Origin of the sequence: Paenibacillus sp. FSL M7-0420 (assembly GCF_038002345.1) — a bacterium.
Lineage (GTDB): Bacteria > Bacillota > Bacilli > Paenibacillales > Paenibacillaceae > Paenibacillus_AQ.
This window is the reverse complement of the sequence record NZ_JBBOCJ010000001.1, coordinates 5,707,411-5,724,494: the sequence shown is the minus strand read 5'-3', so window position 1 is coordinate 5,724,494 and position 17,084 is coordinate 5,707,411. Positions and strand designations below refer to the sequence as shown.

The 17,084-nt window shown below is 36.5% G+C and carries 15 protein-coding genes; 14 read left to right on the top strand and 1 reads right to left on the bottom strand.

Annotated features, from left to right (window positions below; genetic code table 11):
• The first annotated feature begins 51 nt into the window (after window positions 1-51).
• From MKX51_RS24355 to ltrA, 13 genes are all read left to right on the top strand, one after another.
• Window positions 52-849, top strand: a complete 798-nt coding sequence (locus MKX51_RS24355) for a glycosyltransferase family 2 protein (protein WP_340994179.1) — start codon at window positions 52-54, stop codon at window positions 847-849.
• Between the two features lie 73 nt (window positions 850-922).
• Window positions 923-2,020, top strand: a complete 1,098-nt coding sequence (locus MKX51_RS24350) for a glycosyltransferase family 1 protein (protein ID WP_340994178.1) — start codon at window positions 923-925, stop codon at window positions 2,018-2,020.
• Window positions 2,021-2,087: 67 nt separating this feature from the next.
• Complete coding sequence (locus MKX51_RS24345) at window positions 2,088-3,272, top strand: EpsG family protein (RefSeq protein WP_340994177.1); 1,185 nt, start codon at window positions 2,088-2,090, stop codon at window positions 3,270-3,272.
• 12 nt (window positions 3,273-3,284) lie between these two features.
• Window positions 3,285-4,535: a glycosyltransferase gene (locus MKX51_RS24340; RefSeq protein ID WP_340994176.1), complete on the top strand. Its 1,251-nt coding sequence runs from the start codon at window positions 3,285-3,287 to the stop codon at window positions 4,533-4,535.
• Between the two features lie 2 nt (window positions 4,536-4,537).
• Window positions 4,538-6,001, top strand: coding sequence for a lipopolysaccharide biosynthesis protein (locus MKX51_RS24335; protein WP_340994175.1), 1,464 nt, complete (start codon window positions 4,538-4,540; stop codon window positions 5,999-6,001).
• Window positions 6,002-6,024: 23 nt separating this feature from the next.
• Window positions 6,025-6,723: a WbqC family protein gene (locus tag MKX51_RS24330; protein WP_340994174.1), complete on the top strand. Its 699-nt coding sequence runs from the start codon at window positions 6,025-6,027 to the stop codon at window positions 6,721-6,723.
• An 18-nt stretch (window positions 6,724-6,741) separates the two neighbouring features.
• Window positions 6,742-7,737 carry an NAD-dependent epimerase/dehydratase family protein gene (locus tag MKX51_RS24325; protein WP_340994173.1) on the top strand — a complete coding sequence of 332 codons (996 nt, stop codon included), beginning with the start codon at window positions 6,742-6,744 and terminating at the stop codon, window positions 7,735-7,737.
• A 34-nt stretch (window positions 7,738-7,771) separates the two neighbouring features.
• On the top strand, window positions 7,772-8,866 hold the full coding sequence (locus MKX51_RS24320; protein WP_340994172.1) for a DegT/DnrJ/EryC1/StrS family aminotransferase: 1,095 nt from the start codon (window positions 7,772-7,774) through the stop codon (window positions 8,864-8,866).
• A gap of 1,129 nt (window positions 8,867-9,995) precedes the next feature.
• Complete coding sequence (gene rfbA / locus MKX51_RS24315) at window positions 9,996-10,874, top strand: glucose-1-phosphate thymidylyltransferase RfbA (protein WP_340994171.1); 879 nt, start codon at window positions 9,996-9,998, stop codon at window positions 10,872-10,874.
• Window positions 10,875-10,894: 20 nt separating this feature from the next.
• A complete protein-coding gene (gene rfbC, locus MKX51_RS24310) occupies window positions 10,895-11,455 on the top strand; it encodes a dTDP-4-dehydrorhamnose 3,5-epimerase (RefSeq protein ID WP_340994170.1) in 561 nt (186 codons plus the stop codon).
• A 41-nt stretch (window positions 11,456-11,496) separates the two neighbouring features.
• Complete coding sequence (rfbB, locus tag MKX51_RS24305) at window positions 11,497-12,492, top strand: dTDP-glucose 4,6-dehydratase (protein WP_340994168.1); 996 nt, start codon at window positions 11,497-11,499, stop codon at window positions 12,490-12,492.
• A 3-nt stretch (window positions 12,493-12,495) separates the two neighbouring features.
• Window positions 12,496-13,146, top strand: a complete 651-nt coding sequence (locus MKX51_RS24300; RefSeq protein ID WP_340994167.1) for a YdcF family protein — start codon at window positions 12,496-12,498, stop codon at window positions 13,144-13,146.
• Window positions 13,147-13,786: 640 nt separating this feature from the next.
• Window positions 13,787-15,079, top strand: a complete 1,293-nt coding sequence (gene ltrA, locus MKX51_RS24295; RefSeq protein ID WP_340994166.1) for a group II intron reverse transcriptase/maturase — start codon at window positions 13,787-13,789, stop codon at window positions 15,077-15,079.
• A gap of 131 nt (window positions 15,080-15,210) precedes the next feature.
• On the opposite strand, the gene MKX51_RS24290 is transcribed toward ltrA, so the two are convergent.
• The gene (locus MKX51_RS24290; RefSeq protein ID WP_340994165.1) at window positions 15,211-15,906 is read right to left on the bottom strand and encodes a nuclear transport factor 2 family protein; all 696 of its coding nucleotides are present in this window, start codon (window positions 15,904-15,906) and stop codon (window positions 15,211-15,213) included.
• 174 nt (window positions 15,907-16,080) lie between these two features.
• Between MKX51_RS24290 and MKX51_RS24285 the strand changes: the two genes are divergently transcribed.
• Entirely contained in the window at window positions 16,081-17,007 is a 927-nt protein-coding gene (locus tag MKX51_RS24285) for a helix-turn-helix transcriptional regulator (RefSeq protein WP_340994164.1), read from the top strand.
• Window positions 17,008-17,084 lie beyond the last annotated feature (77 nt).

The following is a 17,084-nucleotide window of genomic DNA, read 5'->3' as shown; positions in this document are numbered from 1 at the left end:
CTTATTCCGGTTTTTATTGCTTTCACAATTTAATTTATAAAAGGTGGATGTATGAATATATCAGTAATAATACCCATGTATAATAGTAGCAAAACCATAATAAACACTTTAGATTCTGTGAAAAATCAAACAGCATTTAATGAAATTTTTGAAATAATAGTTGTTAATGACGGTTCCTTAGATAATTCACTGAGCATTGTAGAAAAATATTATGAAGCTAATAGTTTTATGCCTATAAAAATAATTGATCAATCCAATAGTGGAGTTTCTGTAGCAAGAAATAACGGTATGAAACTGGCAAAAGGGCATTGGATAGCTTTATTAGACTCAGACGATGATTGGTTGCCTAATAAAATTCAAATGCAAATTGATATTATAAAATTAAATCCAAAAATAGATTTTCTAGGTGGTGATATTGATGATAGGGGATTGCAAATATTATTCAAAAGAGTTAAAGGCCTTTATAAAGCTAGTATCAAGGATATTTGTTTAAAGATGTTTCCACAAACTTCTGCTGCCATTTTTAAAAGGTCTATTTTTGAGGAAATTGGAGGATATGACGAAAAACAACAATATGCAGAGGACGGAAATTACTTTCTGAAAATTTGTGCCGCTTATAATTACTATCATTACCCTATTCAAATGCTCTCTTACGGAGGAGGTAAGCCTGCCTTCGGTTTTAGTGGATTATCGGCAAACTTAAGAGAGATGCATTTAGGGAATTTAAAAAATATTAGAGAACTTATGGAAAACTCTTTGATTAATAAGCATTTTTATTTGTTTTTGAAACTATTCTATTGGGGCAAATATTTCAGAAGGATTTTATTAACAAAAATCAGAAAAATATAATAAATTTAGTGTTATTATGTATTTCGAAAACAGCATGTTAAATTAAAGAGATGTTACATGATAGGAGAATAAAATGATAAAGGTTCTACATATCGTTCCTTTTTTAGATTCAGGTGGAATAGAAAATTTACTTTTAAGTTATTATAAGAATATGAGTAGAGAAGAAATTAGGTTTGATTTTATTGTTCATGGTGAATTTATTGGTAGTTTGGAATTGGATTTTAAACAAATGAATTCAAAAGTTTATCATATACCAACAAAACGGCAGGATATGAAGAAAAATTTAAGTTTGATGAAAAAGGTTATCTCAAATGGTAATTATGATGTGGTTCACTCTCATCAGGGAATAGTATCTGTATTTCCTATGTATTATGCTAAAAAATTCAATGTGAAAAAAAGAATAACTCATAGTCATACAACTTCAGCGGAGAATAACAAGTTACAAAAAATAATGAATTTACTATTTTCTCCTTTTTTAAAAAGGTACACAACTGATTTTTTTGCATGTGGAGTTGATGCTGGTAATTACTTATGGGGAAAACGGATTGTTGAAAATAATAAACTATTTGTAATGAAGAATTCAATAGATCTAAAAAAATTTATTTTTAATAGAGCGACAAGAGATAAATTGAGAAGAGAACTTAACATTGAAGATAAATTTGTGATAGGAACTGTAGGAAGATTAACTCACCAAAAAAATCATAAATTTTTGATAGAAGTTTTCAATGAAATATATAAAAAAAATAAAAATGCAGTGTTACTTTTGGTGGGAAGAGGAGATCTAGAAAAGGAATTAATGCTTCAAGTTGAAAGACTTCAATTAACAGAAGCGGTTAAGTTTTTAGGAATTCGTAATGATATTAATAATGTCTTGCAAGCAATGGATGTTTTTTTATTACCCTCTATATATGAAGGTCTACCTGTAGTCATTGTTGAAGCCCAGGCGGCCGGTTTGAAGTGTGTAGTATCAGATACAGTTACTAGGGAAGTAAAAGTTACTGATTTAGTTGATTATATTTCTCTGAAAGAGACTTATGAAAAATGGGCTTTTAAAATCCTTGAGTTAACTAGAAGTTATAGTCGAGAGAGCACTTACGAGGAATTGAAAAAAGAGGGTTATGATATTGAACAGGAAGCGCGAAAAATGGAATTATATTATATTGATATCTGATTTTTCTTTGTGCTTTTTTGTGCTAAATCATATTTTTATTGGAAATTAAGAAATGGAGTTCTGAATAATGAGCAATTTGTGGTATAACTATAGCTACTGGGATTATTATACATTTTTTTTCTATATTTTTGTAATGTTTTTCACTGGCGTTTTAGCTTTTATTGGACAAAACTCAAGGAGACTTATAGGATTAAATAGAAGTGTTCAACAACATGAGGGAAACAATATAAATAAAGTTTTTTTTATTGGCATTGCTTTTCTTTTGGTTTTTATATCAGGCTTTCGAGTTACAAATGGTAAAGTAGGAATTGATACTGCAAATTATGAAGAGATTTTTAAATCAGTACAATCTGGTGAATTAAAGGTTTTTTCGTTAAAAAATATTATTACCTTAAATCAAGTTGAGCCGGGCTATCTTTTGCTTAATAAAATCATTGGTTTTTTTACAAATAATGCACAATTTCTTTTTGTGACTTGTTCTACAATAACGATAGTTTTCATATTAATTGCTGCATTACAAAAAAAGGATAACATTAGTATTCCTCAAATATTAATGATTTATTGCTCTAGTTTTTTTATTCAATCTTTTAATTTAGTTCGATTATATTTAGCAGTGTCTATAATAATATATGCATATTCATACATTGAGAAAAGGAAAATATTCAAATATACTACATTAGTTTTACTAGCAGCTTCATTTCATTTTACTGCATTAATAGTATGGCCTGTTTATTTTTTTTGGAACAAGAATAATTTTAAGTTTAAAAATATTATTTATTTTTTGATTATTGCAGTATTTATTTATAAATTTAATGATATTTTTAATATATACTTTTCAAACACTAAATACTCTTATTATGATAACACTTTAAATGAAAATTCTCACGGAATTGGTTTATACCTTATTAAATCGCCCCTTCTTTTAATTGCTTTTATTTTAAGAAAACCTCTTGCAAAGGTAGACAAAGCAAACGATCTATATATAAATATACTAATCTTTGATTTTCTACTTACTCCACTTAGTTATAGTTTTAATATTTTTGGAAGAATTTCATCATACTTTTCAATAATAGAAATATTTTTGATCCCTAGTTTTGCACAAATATCAAGGAAAAAGAATTACACTCAAATTTTTAATTTTTTAATTTATCTTTGCATTTTAGTTAAATATATATACTATATACAGGCATATTGGAATGTCGATGCTATTATGCCTTATCAGAATATTTTATTTAATAGTCTATTTGATTAGAGGAGAATTAATTTGGAGAAGGTTAAAACTTTTTTGTTTACTTTAAGTTGGATGGAAATTGGTGGTATTCAAACATATTTAATACGAACTATTAAACAATTAAAAAAAAATGGAAATAGAATTATTTGGTTATTTCCTGTGGACGGTTATATTGATGATTCCTTTAAAGGATCACTTCTAAATGGAGAAATAGAAATTGTAAATGTCGATTTTGAAAAGATAAATTGGATTAATTCATTTGATTTAATTTTTAAAGATGATGAAGAAGTAGTGGCTTTAGCATTCGATTTAATTAATTTTACATTTCTTGAGTTAATGAAAAGAAAATATAGTAAAATAACCATTAATAGTTTTTTTTGGGTGCCTCATTTTGAAGGTCCGGGAGTATTTATTGAGGAAAGTCTAAATACAAAAACTCAAAGGGTTGCAAAAAAAGTGGTTGGGAAAATTATTAGAAAAATGGAGAGGAATAATAATATTTTCTATGTAAATAAATCACATTTAAATGCTATGACTAGAAATTATAAATATAAAGTTACTAATAAAGAAGATAAAGTTTTAGTAGGGTATTCTAGGGAGGTTCTACCTTTTGATAATTCCTTGGCACTTAAGCGAAGTGAACGTGATGTATTTAATATTATTACTGTAGGTCGTTTTTCTTTTCCTCATAAAGAGTATATTATTGGTTTGCTTCATTCATATGAAAAATTAAAAGAAAAGTATAGTCATTTAAAACTAACAATCATAGGTCATGGTGAAGACGAGGCGAAAGTAATTCAAGAGATTAAACTACTATCAAGTAATGCTCAAAAAGATATAGAGTTAATTGGAAAAGTTGAATATGAAAATCTGAATAAGCATTTTGAAAAGGCTAATATTTTTATTGGTGTAGCAGGTTCGATTGTAGATAGTGCAATTAATGGTCTGATTTCCATACCAGTAAGGCATTATTGCAAAATATGTGAAGGTTACGGTTTTTTACCTGAAAGCAAAGAATATTTAACTTCATCAGAACCGGGTATCCCAATAGAGGTGTTTATTGAGGAAACTATAAATATGGATACGCAAAGCTATTTAAAATTAAGTGAAGATACATATAATACATTTTCGTCAGAAAGTATTACTAAATCAACTGAAAGATTACTTATGCTAAAAAATGTTGATTACAGAAGCGTCATCCCAAGTTGGTTCATAACACTTATTGGTCTAACATACTCATTAAAAATGAACATTAAAAAAAGAAAAATGAAGACTAGGAGATAAGTATGTCCGATAATTCTTTGAAAAATAAGACACTCTCAGGTTTATTTTGGAGTTTTTCGGACGCTATTGGTAACCAAGGGATACAGTTTATTTTACAAATAGTATTAGCGAGGTTACTTGTTCCAAAAGATTTTGGGGTTATTGGAATGATCACGATTTTTATTGCTATTTCACAAACTTTCGTAGATAGTGGTTTTAGCAATGCCTTAATCCGTGAAAAAAAACCTACTCAAAATGATTACTCAACAGTATTTTATTTTAATTTACTTATGGCTTTTATAATCTATATTATATTATTTCTATGTGCTGAACCTATAAGTAATTATTTTAAAGAGCCTCAATTGCTGCAACTGATTAGAATACTCTCAATGGTACTCCTAATTGATTCTTTCGGTTTAATTCAAAGAACTATATTAACTAAGAATATTAATTTTAGAGCTCAAACTAAAATTAATTTAATTTCCTCAATTTTGTCTGGTATTATAGCGATAATACTCGCATATAAAGGGTTTGGAATATGGAGCTTAGTGATTAAAACATTAATAATGCAAATGGTACAAACCTTAATGCTATGCTTGACAAATAGGTGGCTACCATCGTTTGTATTTAATTTAAATTCTTTTAGAAAATTATTCGGATTTGGATGGAAACTATTGGTCTCTGGTCTAATTAATACTTTGTATAATAACTTATATTATTTAATTATAGGTAAATTATATTCTGCGAGTGAACTGGGCTACTATTCAAATGCTCAAAGACTACGAGATACAACATCACAATCAATTACAAATGCTTTACAAAAGGTAAGTTATCCTGTTCTTAGTAGTATTAAAGAGGATGATAAGCAATTAAGTTTGGTATATAAAAAGCTTATAAAATTTTCTGTTTTCATTACTTTTCCTTTATTATTGGGTTTAGCTGCTGTAGCTCCTCCTCTTATTGAATTAATGTTTGGACAAAAATGGATTAATTCGATAAGTTATTTTCAAATTTTATGTTTTGCGGGTATGTTATTTCCTTTGCATGCAATTAATTTGAATATTCTCCAGGTTAAAGGGAGATCGGATTTATATCTTGGTTTAGAAATTTTAAAGAAAGTTATTGGTGTTAGTTCGATTATTATTGTTTTGTTTTTTCAACTTGGTATTTTTGGATTATTATTTGCAAGTGTAATAGTGTCATATTTATCATTTGTTATAAATTCTTATTATTCTGCTAAACTAGTTTCATATTCGACATTAGAACAACTTAAAGACATAACCCCTATGTTCATTTGTGCACTGTTAATGGGTTTATTAGTATATGCTTTTGGAATAATTCTTCCTTTAAGCAACATTTTAAATTTGATAGTGCAATTTATAATTGGCTTTTTATCTTATATATTATTTTCTAAGATATTTAAGATTAAAGAACTGGATATTATTTACGAAACATTAGTTTTATATAGAAATAGGAAAAAAAAATAAGCTAAACGAAAGGAGTTATTGTGATGAAGTTAGGTATAATGCAACCTTATTTATTTGCTTACATTGGATACTGGCAGTTGTTAAATACTGTTGATAAATATGTAATATATGATGATGTGAATTATATAAAAAGTGGATGGATCAATCGAAATAGAATTCTTTTGAATGGTGAACCACAAATGATAAATATAAAATTAAGTGGGGTAAGTTCGAATAAGCAAATTAATGAGGTTGAAATAATTAAAGATAAGTCTCACATTAAGAAGCTATTGAAAACAATCGAACTGTCTTATTCCAAAGCTCCTTACTTTTTGGATGTTATGCCAATATTAGAGCAAATTTTAGAGTACAAAGAAATAAATTTAGCAGCGTATATAGAAAATTCCATAGAAAAAATTTGTTCTTATTTAAAAATTGATACAATTTTAATAAGATCCTCAGATATTTCTAAAGATAATAACTTAAGGGGACAAGATAAAGTTATTGAAATATGCAAAATACTAGGTGCTGATGAGTATTATAACGCTATAGGCGGTCAAGATTTGTATTCAGCCAAAACTTTTTCAATGAGTAATATTGATCTGAAAATTCTTAAAACAAGGCAGATCCAATATCCACAATTTAAAGATAATTTTGTACCAAATTTATCCATAATAGATGTCATGATGTTTAATTCAATAGATAATATTAAAGAGCAGCTAGATATGTATGAAATAATTTGATAAATGGAGTGTGAAAAAATGAGAAAGAAAATTGTTATATTTGGGGCTACAGGAAATACAGGTGCATATTTTACTGAATATTGTGTTAATAATTTGAGCGCAACCGAGTTTGAGGTTATTGCAGTTGGACGTAAAAAAACTGATTTTTTTTCTAGATATGGAATTGAATATCATCAGGTAGATATAACCGATGAAGATCAATTTGTTAAATTGCCAAAAGATAATGTATACGCAGTAGTTCATCTTTCGGCAGTACTTCCCGCTTACATGGAAGGGTATGAGCCTAAACAATATTTAAATACAAATATAATTGGCGCTTTTAATGTTCTTGAGTATTGTAGGATAACTAATGCAGATAGAATTTTATATCCTCAATCAGAAGGGGATCTTTCAGGATATTGGGGGAAGGAAAAATTAATTAAGTCCGATTTTCCAAGAAAGTTTAGTTTTAAAGGAGATCATGCAATTTACGTAATATCAAAAAATACTGCTGTTGATTTGATAGAACATTATCATCAAACTTATGGAATAAAGAATTTTATCTTTAGATGTCCAACTATATATGCGTATACTCCAAACCAGTATTTTTATGTTAATGGTATTAAGAGAGTATTGGCTTATCGACATTTAATGAATCAAGCTATTTTAGGTGAACCTATTGAAATGTGGGGCGACCCGAGTAAAGCTAAAGATATAGTATATATTCGCGATTTTTGCCAAATGCTTTTTAAAGCATTAATAGCAACAAAAGATTCTGGATTTTATAATGTAGGAACAGGTACTGCTATAACATTAAGAGAACAAATTGAAGGAATAATAGATGTTTTTTGTCCAATTAATAAAAAGTCGAAAATAATCGAGTTGCCTGAAAAGAATAATAGTAGAGAGTTTATAATGGATATCTCAAATGCAGAATTAGAATTAGGATATAAACCTGAATATTTTTATATAGATTATTTAAATGATTTTAAAAAAGAGATGGAAATAAATAGATTCTCGGAACTTAGAAGTTAGTCGAATTCCAATGAAAAGTTTAGAGGTGTAATTAATGAAACCAATACAAGTAACTCGTTCGTCTATGCCGGATTTAGAAGAGTATATAGATGAAATTAAAGAACTATGGGAAACTCATTGGCTAACAAATATGGGGAAGAAACATAAAGAATTAGAAGGTTTATTATTGAAATATTTTGAAACTCCGAACATTACCCTGTTTACAAATGGACATCTGGCTTTAGAGTGTATTATCGCTAGCTTAAAGCTTGAAGGAGAAGTAATTACAACTCCATTTACATTTGCATCTACCACACATGCTATAGTAAGAAATGGATTGAACCCTGTATTTTGTGATATCAATCCTATTGATTATACAATTGATGTAGATTTAATAGAAAGTTTAATAACAGAAAAAACTACGGCTATATTACCCGTTCATGTATATGGTAATATATGTAATGTAGAAAAAATCAATCATCTAGCTGAAAAGTATAAATTAAAGGTTATTTATGATGCTGCCCATGCTTTTGGAGTATCATTTAATGATGTGAATATAGCAAACTTCGGCGATGCATCTATGTTTAGTTTTCATGCGACAAAGGTATTTAATACAATTGAAGGAGGCGCGGTAACTTATAAGGATCAGTCGTTATCAAAAATCCTTTATGATATAAAAAATTTTGGTATTACCGGCCAAGAATCTGTAGAGTACATAGGTGGGAATGCTAAAATGAATGAATTTCAAGCTGCAATGGGAATATGTAATCTTCGGCACATCGAAAGAGAACTGGACAAAAGAAGAATTGTTTTCGAAAAATATGAGAAGAGATTAACTAATATTAATGGGATTAAATTATGTCGTAGTCAATTAGGTGTAAAAAGGAATTATGCTTATTTTCCTGTCGTGTTTGAAGGTTTCAAAAAAAGTCGTGATGACGTATTTGAATATTTAAAAAACGAAAATATTATTGCGCGCAAATATTTCTATCCACTTACAAATAGTTATGATTGCTATAAAGGAAGATTTAAAACCGAGGATACTCCAGTTGCTAATTATATTGCAAATAATGTACTTACATTACCGCTTTATGCGGATCTAAGTTTAGAAGAAGTTGATAGAGTTTGTGATATTATTTTAGAAGTTTAACCGTACTATAAAAAAATGTGTGAATAACTTTTCAACTTATAATTTAGCGAGAAATTTACAAGGAATTTAATGATAATTAAGTAAAATTGAATCGTTATGTGCTTGGTCGTAAACATATCAAAGTCGCTCTTTCTGTGCCTGTTTTTATTATCCAGTGCAGTCTTTTACTAATTGAGTTGTACCAAATCGTCCTTGAAATACAAATGTGTTTAGGTTAATGTGCTAAAAAGTGGATAAACGTTTTCGCGGAATGAACTTGATAGGTTTTCAAATACAAGGTGATTTTGAACTGTGAAAAGAAGACTTGGGTGAGCGTGCGTTCGTTTTAGTACTTGGCGATGTTTTAGATTTCCAGTTAGCTCCCTCAACAAAAGGTGTACAGAGCTTTCGGTCCACTAAAAGTCTGTTTTTGCTAACAAAGTTAGGTCAGAAAGTTCGGTATTCCATTCAGCGCTTCTTCATTATATATATCCATTACGATAACTTTTCAAGGTAAGGAAGGAGACGAACGTTTTACTTTCGGGGTAATTGCTTGACCTGAGCTAAAGTATCAGCAGTAACCAATTGTTTAAGAGGACTCTAATCCCACTTGTCTTCGGTTAGAAAATGACTATGCGATGTGGGATGGAATTGACATTACTCAGGCCAACGACTTTTATTCGGAATCTTTTTGCTGTTGCAACGACTACATACGCTCATCTGAGTCAGAATAGGTTTGGAGAATATAGGGATAAGTGATGCTGAAATAAATAGTTGTAACTGTTCTGGTACGCTATCGTTATATGAGACATTGTGTTTTTTCCTCGTTAAAAAGTGGATTAAGGTAACTAATTTCTAACATAAGGAAAATACTTTGTCTTTATTTTTATTTTGCAGTTTATTGGAAGAAGGTTTAATCATTAATATTTTCGAATGCAAAATTACAACTTTTCTAATAGTTAAAAGTTTTTCAGTGCTGCCAGATCAGTGTTGTTTTACTTCGTTTAATTGGTACGTCGTGTTATTCTCCGCATTGATATTAGTTTTCAGGCATGCCCATAGAAATATTTTATTTAGATGATGCAATTAATTATCAAGTTTATTTTTTATTATTGTGAATTTGCTTGTCATAGAAATATAGGAGGCATATATGAAAGGCATAATCCTAGCCGGAGGCTCCGGCACCCGTCTCTATCCGTTAACCATGGTCACCAGTAAGCAGCTATTGCCTGTTTACGACAAACCAATGATCTATTATCCCTTATCCACTTTAATGCTGGCCGGGATTAAAGACATCCTTATCATCTCCACACCTGAGGATACACCGAGATTTGAGAGTCTTTTCGGCGACGGTTCTCAGTTCGGGATCTCTCTACAATACATAGTACAACCCAGTCCTGACGGTTTAGCTCAGGCTTTTATTTTGGGCGCATCGTTCATTGGGAATGACTCTGTGGCTATGATTCTTGGCGATAATATTTATTATGGGAATGGCATCCGTAAGATGCTTCAGCGTGCTTCCGGGAAGGCGCAGGGGGCGACGGTGTTCGGGTATCATGTCCATGATCCAGAACGGTTTGGTGTGGTGGAGTTCAATGATGAAGGCAAGGTACTGAGTGTGGAAGAGAAGCCGGTACAGCCTAAGTCTAATTATGCGATTACGGGTCTCTATTTCTATGATAACCGTGTGGTGGAGATTGCCAAGAAGGTACAGCCTTCTTCCCGGGGGGAACTTGAGATTACTTCCATTAATGAAGCATATCTTAGAATGGGAGAGCTGGATGTGGAACTCCTGGGCCGTGGCTTCACTTGGTTGGATACGGGGACTCATCAGAGTCTGGTGGATGCCACCAATTTTGTCCGGACGATCGAAGATCATCAGGGGATTAAGATTGCCGCACTCGAAGAGATTGCATATATTAACGGATGGATTACGAAGGAGCACCTGCTCAGTTGCGGGCAGAAGCTAAGCAAGACGGGCTATGGCCAGTATCTGATCAAGGTGGCTACCGGAAAAATTCAATATTAAGCAGTAAAGGTGTGTCGGATATGAAGTTTACAGAAACGGCGCTTCCAGGCGTGTATATAGTTGAACCTACGGTATTCGGGGATCACCGGGGATGGTTCATGGAGACGTTCAGTGATGCGAAGTTCAGAGAGCAGGGTATCGATATTGCTTTTGTACAGGATAATCAGTCCTATTCTGCGGTTCAGGGCACTTTGCGCGGTCTGCATTATCAGCTCAATCCCAAGGCTCAGACCAAGCTGGTGCGTTGTACCCGTGGGGCCATATTCGATGTGGCTGTGGATGTCAGAGCAGGCAGTCCCGCTTACGGCAAGTGGTTCGGTGTTGAACTAAGCGCAGAGAATAAGAAGCAGCTGCTGATTCCCAAGGGGTTCGCCCACGGGTTCATGACGCTGACCGAGGATGTTGAAGTTCAGTATAAGTGTGATGAGCTGTACGCTCCAGACTGTGATGGCGGCATTCTCTGGAATGATCCGGCTATCGGGATTGAGTGGCCATTACATGTTACACCTGTTCTTTCCGGCAAAGATGAAAAGGCTCCGTTGCTGCAAGACGCTGTTCTGAATTTTACCTATACTCCCTGAAGCAGGCCGAAATCCAATTGAATGATTCTGAGGTGTAATTGATGAATAGAAAGAAATTGCTGGTTACCGGAGGTGCCGGTTTCATTGGCGGGAACTTCGTGCAGTACATGATCGATAAGTACTCCGATTACGATGTCTATAACTTGGATCTGTTGACCTATGCAGGTGACCTCTCCAAGCACAAAGAGATTGAGGATCGGGATAACTACCACTTCGTTCAGGCGGATATTGCGGACCGTGAGGCTATTCAGTCTCTTTTTGCAGAGGAGCGATTTGATTATGTGGTTCATTTCGCAGCCGAGAGTCATGTGGACCGCTCTATTACAGATCCGGCGGTATTCGTCCGTACGAATGTGATGGGAACCCAGGTGCTGCTGGATGCTTCCCGTGCGATTGGAGTGACCAAGTTCGTTCATGTGTCTACGGATGAGGTGTATGGTGAACTGGACTGGGACCCTGCTGTATTCTTCACGGAGGAGACCCCTCTCCAGCCTAACAGTCCTTATAGTGCAAGCAAAGCTTCGTCCGATCTGTTAGTCCGTGCGTATCACGAGACCTTCGGCTTGCCGATGAACATTACCCGTTGCTCTAATAATTATGGCCCCTACCACTTCCCGGAGAAGCTCATTCCGCTTACAATCTCTAAGGTTCTGAATGAACAGAAGGTTCCTGTCTATGGAGATGGCGCGAATATCCGGGATTGGCTGCATGTGTGGGATCATTGTGCTGCGATTGACCTGGTGCTGCATGAGGGCGTAAGCGGTGAGGTGTACAACGTAGGCGGGCATAATGAACGCACCAATCTTGAGGTTGTGATGACGATTATTCATACTTTGGGGAAATCTGAGGATTTGATTGAATTCGTTACCGACCGGCTGGGTCATGATAAACGTTATGCGATTGATCCGGCTAAGCTGGAGCGGTTGGGCTGGAAGCCTACGTACACGTTCGAGACCGGGATCGCCCAGACCATCCAGTGGTATACGGAGAATGTACAGTGGTGGGAACAGATTCTTAGCGGCGAGTACCGGAAGTAGCTTATGAGCCGTAACCTAACTAGGACCAAGATGGGCAAGCGCAGAAAAAGAATCCTTTTTCTGTACTTGCCCCTTCTGTTAATCGTCTTGCTGTTCCTGTGCGCCGGGCGCTTCCTTCCCGTAACTGAGGCTCCCAAGCAAGCAGACGTTATCATCATCCTCAGCGGCGGGGGAGGGCGGGTGGAGCAAGGGGTTCAGCTGTTTCAAGAAGGCAACGCGCCGCAGATCCTGCTGTCTAACGCTAAAGAGATCACCGGCCCCGCCGGCGACATGCGCGAAACCGCCCTCTCCTTGGGCATCCCGGAATCCGCTATTCTGACGGAGGACGCTGCCGAGAGCACCTACCAAAACGCGCAGCTCACGCTTCCGATCATGCAGCAGGAGGGATTCAAGTCGGCGATTGTGGTGTCGTCGGATTTTCATATGCGGCGGGTGAAGTTTATCTTCGATCATGTGTATAGGAAGTCGGGGATTGCGCTGACTTATATCGGGGCGGATTCGGGCTATAACGCGAAGGCGTGGTGGAGTGACCGGTATAGCCGGGAGACGACTTTTAACGAATATATTAAGATGATTGGCAATGCCTTCGGCTATAATGGCCCGGAAGCGAAGGGGGCGCTGGAGCAGATCAAGCGCTGGTTTCGCAGTGGGTGAACGGATATAATAACAGGATTCTAACAAAGAAGACATAGACGACGTTCATATGCAGCAGGTTATCTTTTCGATAACCTGCTCTTTATCTTGATTGCGTGCCCAGAGGCACGCATTATCTAGTTGGTGAAAGTCCAACCAAAGGAGGGACCAAGCCACCTTTGTAGCTAGGATGCTTGCGCATGGCGAAATCTGTGCGTAAAAGCGCATCGACAAAAGTACCGGTCAGAGACTGGGCGAGCAACAATCCAGGCCGCAACATGAAGTGAATCTTGCCGCGTCGTCAAAAAGGCCCTGCGAAGGGGATGAGAGGATGCCGAGTCTCGAATCAATAGACGAAGGCCAAGGAAACTGTACAGAACTTGGAACAGCAGTGAAGAATCCTCCGGCGTATAGGGAACGGCATGGATTGAAAGATAATGCAGTGAACTGGGGAGACCCTCCCCCACACGGGAGAAAAAAAGAAAAAAATTTTTTTTTAAGGAACCCGTAAAGAGACGCTCTATAAGTCCAGAAGACGAAGTGAACCGTCTGTGGGAAGGGAGTCCGAGGGGCTCATAGTACCGAAGAACCTAAGGACAACATAACCTTAGGGAGGGAAGGAGCCCTGCTTTGTTTACGCTTTTGGAGGAGGTACGAGTGAGTGAATGCCAAGCGGCTAACGACACCCAAGGAAAAAGTTCAAGAACTCCAAGAAAAGCTAGGTCATGCGGCCAAGGAGAACAACAAGCGTAAATTCCACGCCTTGTATGACAAAGTCTACCGGTGGGATGTGCTAGGCGAAGCCTGGAAACGGGTGAAAGCGAATAAGGGAGCTGCGGGAGTGGATGCCGTGACGCTCGCAGATATTGAAGAACAAGGAGAAACAAGATTCCTCAAGGAATGCGAGCGAGAACTGAAAGAAGGCAGCTACCATCCGCAGCCCGTACGTCGGCACTATATCCCAAAGAAAGACGGGAAGCCAAGACCGCTAGGCATCCCTACGGTACGGGACCGAGTCCTACAGATGGCAACGAAACTGGTAATTGAACCCATCTTTGAAGCGGATTTTAAAGAAGTCTCCTTCGGATTTCGTCCGAAACGAAGCGCGAAAGGAGCGCTGGAGCGAATCCGGAAGGCCTGCAACCGCAAAGGAAATTGGGTAGTCGATGTCGATATCCAAGGTTACTTCGACAATATCAATCAAGAGAAGCTTATGAAACTGGTACAGATGCGTATCAATGACAGACGGATTCTGAAGCTCATCCGGAAGTGGCTTCATGCGGGAGTGATGGAAGAAGGAAACGTACGGCGCTCCGATTTAGGGACACCCCAAGGTGGCGTGATTTCGCCACTGCTGGCGAATATCTATTTGAACTACTTTGATTGGTTATGGGAGAAACACGGAAGTGGGCTGGGAGAACTGACGAGGTATGCAGACGACTTCGTTGTGGTCTGTAAAACCAAAAAGGATGCGGAACATGCGTATGAACTCATCCGCAACATTATGGAACGTCTGGAACTCACGCTACATCCGACCAAAACTCGCATTGTAGGTCTGTGGACAGGAGACGAAGGCTTCGACTTCTTAGGAATGCACCACCGAAAAACGAAAGCAGAAACCTCTCAAGGGAAGGTGTACTATACCACACAGCAGTGGCTAACGAAGAAGGCAGAGGAACGTATCCGGGGCGTGGTCAAAGACCGATTAGCACCGCCTGGCATGCGCTGGAAATCGTTTGAGGAACATGTGGAATGGCTCAATCCCAAGATACAGGGATGGAGAAATTATTATTACACGAAGTATAGTCAAAAGAGGTTAGCAAAGCTGGATTGGTATATTCAGCAGCGATTTACCCGGTGGTATGCAAAGAAGAGAAAACGAGGAAGATGGATGAGTTCCCGGTCAGAAGTTCGATATTTGGCCATCCAATATGGACTAAAAACGCTATTGTAATCTGCATGCCCATGAATGACAAACATCGGAAAGCCGTATGAGGGAAAACCTCACGTACGGTTTGATGAGGAGGGGCTGGGTCATACCAGCCCTTTACTCTAGTACCTTAATTAAATTCTCCACCAGCATCTTTATACACCTGACACTACGATATTCAAGGCTTTGATTTTCCCGTTATTAAGCTTGAAGCGGAAATCCAGTGGAATTGGACTGCCTTTGAAATTACCTGAAATGGTGGCGGTGACCACCGTTTCGTCATTTTTCTCCGCACAATTGGTGATTTCAGTCCTACCCGCAGCGTCCCTGTTAGCCTTCACAATAAACTTGCTGATAACTTCAGGACCATGAAATTCTTCTCCATTGTCAACTAATATGGCATCCTCTGCAAAGCAGTTTGCGAGAAGGTCACCGTCAAAGATATCTGAGGCATGATAATAGGCTGCAATAGGCTGCGGCAAAGGAATTGCTCTACTGTTAGAGGAAAGAACATTGTGCAGGCGTGTAATTTTATCTCCATCCACAGTAAAATGAAAATCAAAATAAAGGGGGTCCGGTAGTCCGGTTTTGTCGTAATTTCCGTCTGATTTTGCGGTAACAACGATTTCCTTGGCATGCTCAACAACATTTTTGATTTCCAGTCTTAAGCCTACTCCGAAATAGTCGTGGTCGCTCCACTCTTTGATAGCGGTTTTCCCGTGATATTCTTTGCCGGCGTCAAAAACAACGGCATCCTCGGCAAAGATCGAAAGGAAGGCCGCGGGATCATCTGTATTGGTCGCATGAAAATGTTCCTCAACCGGTTGGGGTAATTGAATTTTGTTTATCATAATCATCATTCTCCTTTATAGTGTGCAGACAACGCCGCAGTCGATTGTACACTTCTTAATATAAAGGACAAAACCTGACAACAGTCCGTCTGGTTTTGTGTTAAAAAATATGTCAATATGACACAATGCTGTCGTGTTTAGAACGATATACTGTACTTGAATTGAGGTGATTGAATGCAGATCAGCAGACTTTTCGACATTGTTTATTACTTACTTGAGAAAAAAGAAACTACAGGGAAAGAACTTGCCGACCGTTTTGAAGTATCGGTTAGAACCATATATCGCGATATTGAGACATTAAGCAGCGCTGGCATACCAGTCTATACGAATCAAGGCAGAGGCGGCGGAATCGTCATTCTCGACAATTTTATTCTAAATAAGTCGTTACTTTCTGAAAAAGAACAGGATGAAATACTGCTCGCCTTACAGAATCTATCAGCAGCGCGATATCCGGAAATTAATACTATTCTTTCACGATTAAGCAGCCTTTTCAAAAAGAGTGATGTGAATTGGATTGAATTGGACTTCTCACCCTGGGGAAGTAATGAACGAAACAAAGAAAATTTCAATGCAATAAAAGTGGCAATTATAAGCAAACATATTATTATATTCGACTATTTCAATAACTCAGGTGTGAAAAGCTTGCGCAGGGTTGAGCCGCATAAGTTGATTTTCAAGGATAAGGCATGGTATTTGAAAGCGTATTGCTATGATAAAAGGACATACAGAACATTCAAAATATCCCGTATGGCTAATATTGAAATCACTGAAGAGGTTTTTGAGCAAGAGACATCAGTGGAATCTGCGGCTGAAACGACAGATAATCATTTACAGAAATTTATTGATATTCGGTTAAAAATCTCTCCGGCGGGAGCGTATAGAATATACGATGACTTTAGCGAAAAAGAAATAACAAAACATGAAGATGGATCTTTTACTGTTATCGCATCCATGCCCGAAGGAGATTGGCTTTCAAATTATTTTCTCTCTTATGGCCCGATTATTGAAGCGATGGAGCCTCAAAGTCTACGGGATGCTGTTATGAGCAAGATAGAGGTGATGATGGGAAATTTGAATCGAAAGGGTGGCCCTGCCTTATGAGACTACTAGAGTCTCTATTTTTTTGCCCTCATATGGCAAACGGGTTGCCTGTAGTTCACGGATTAGACTAATCTGTA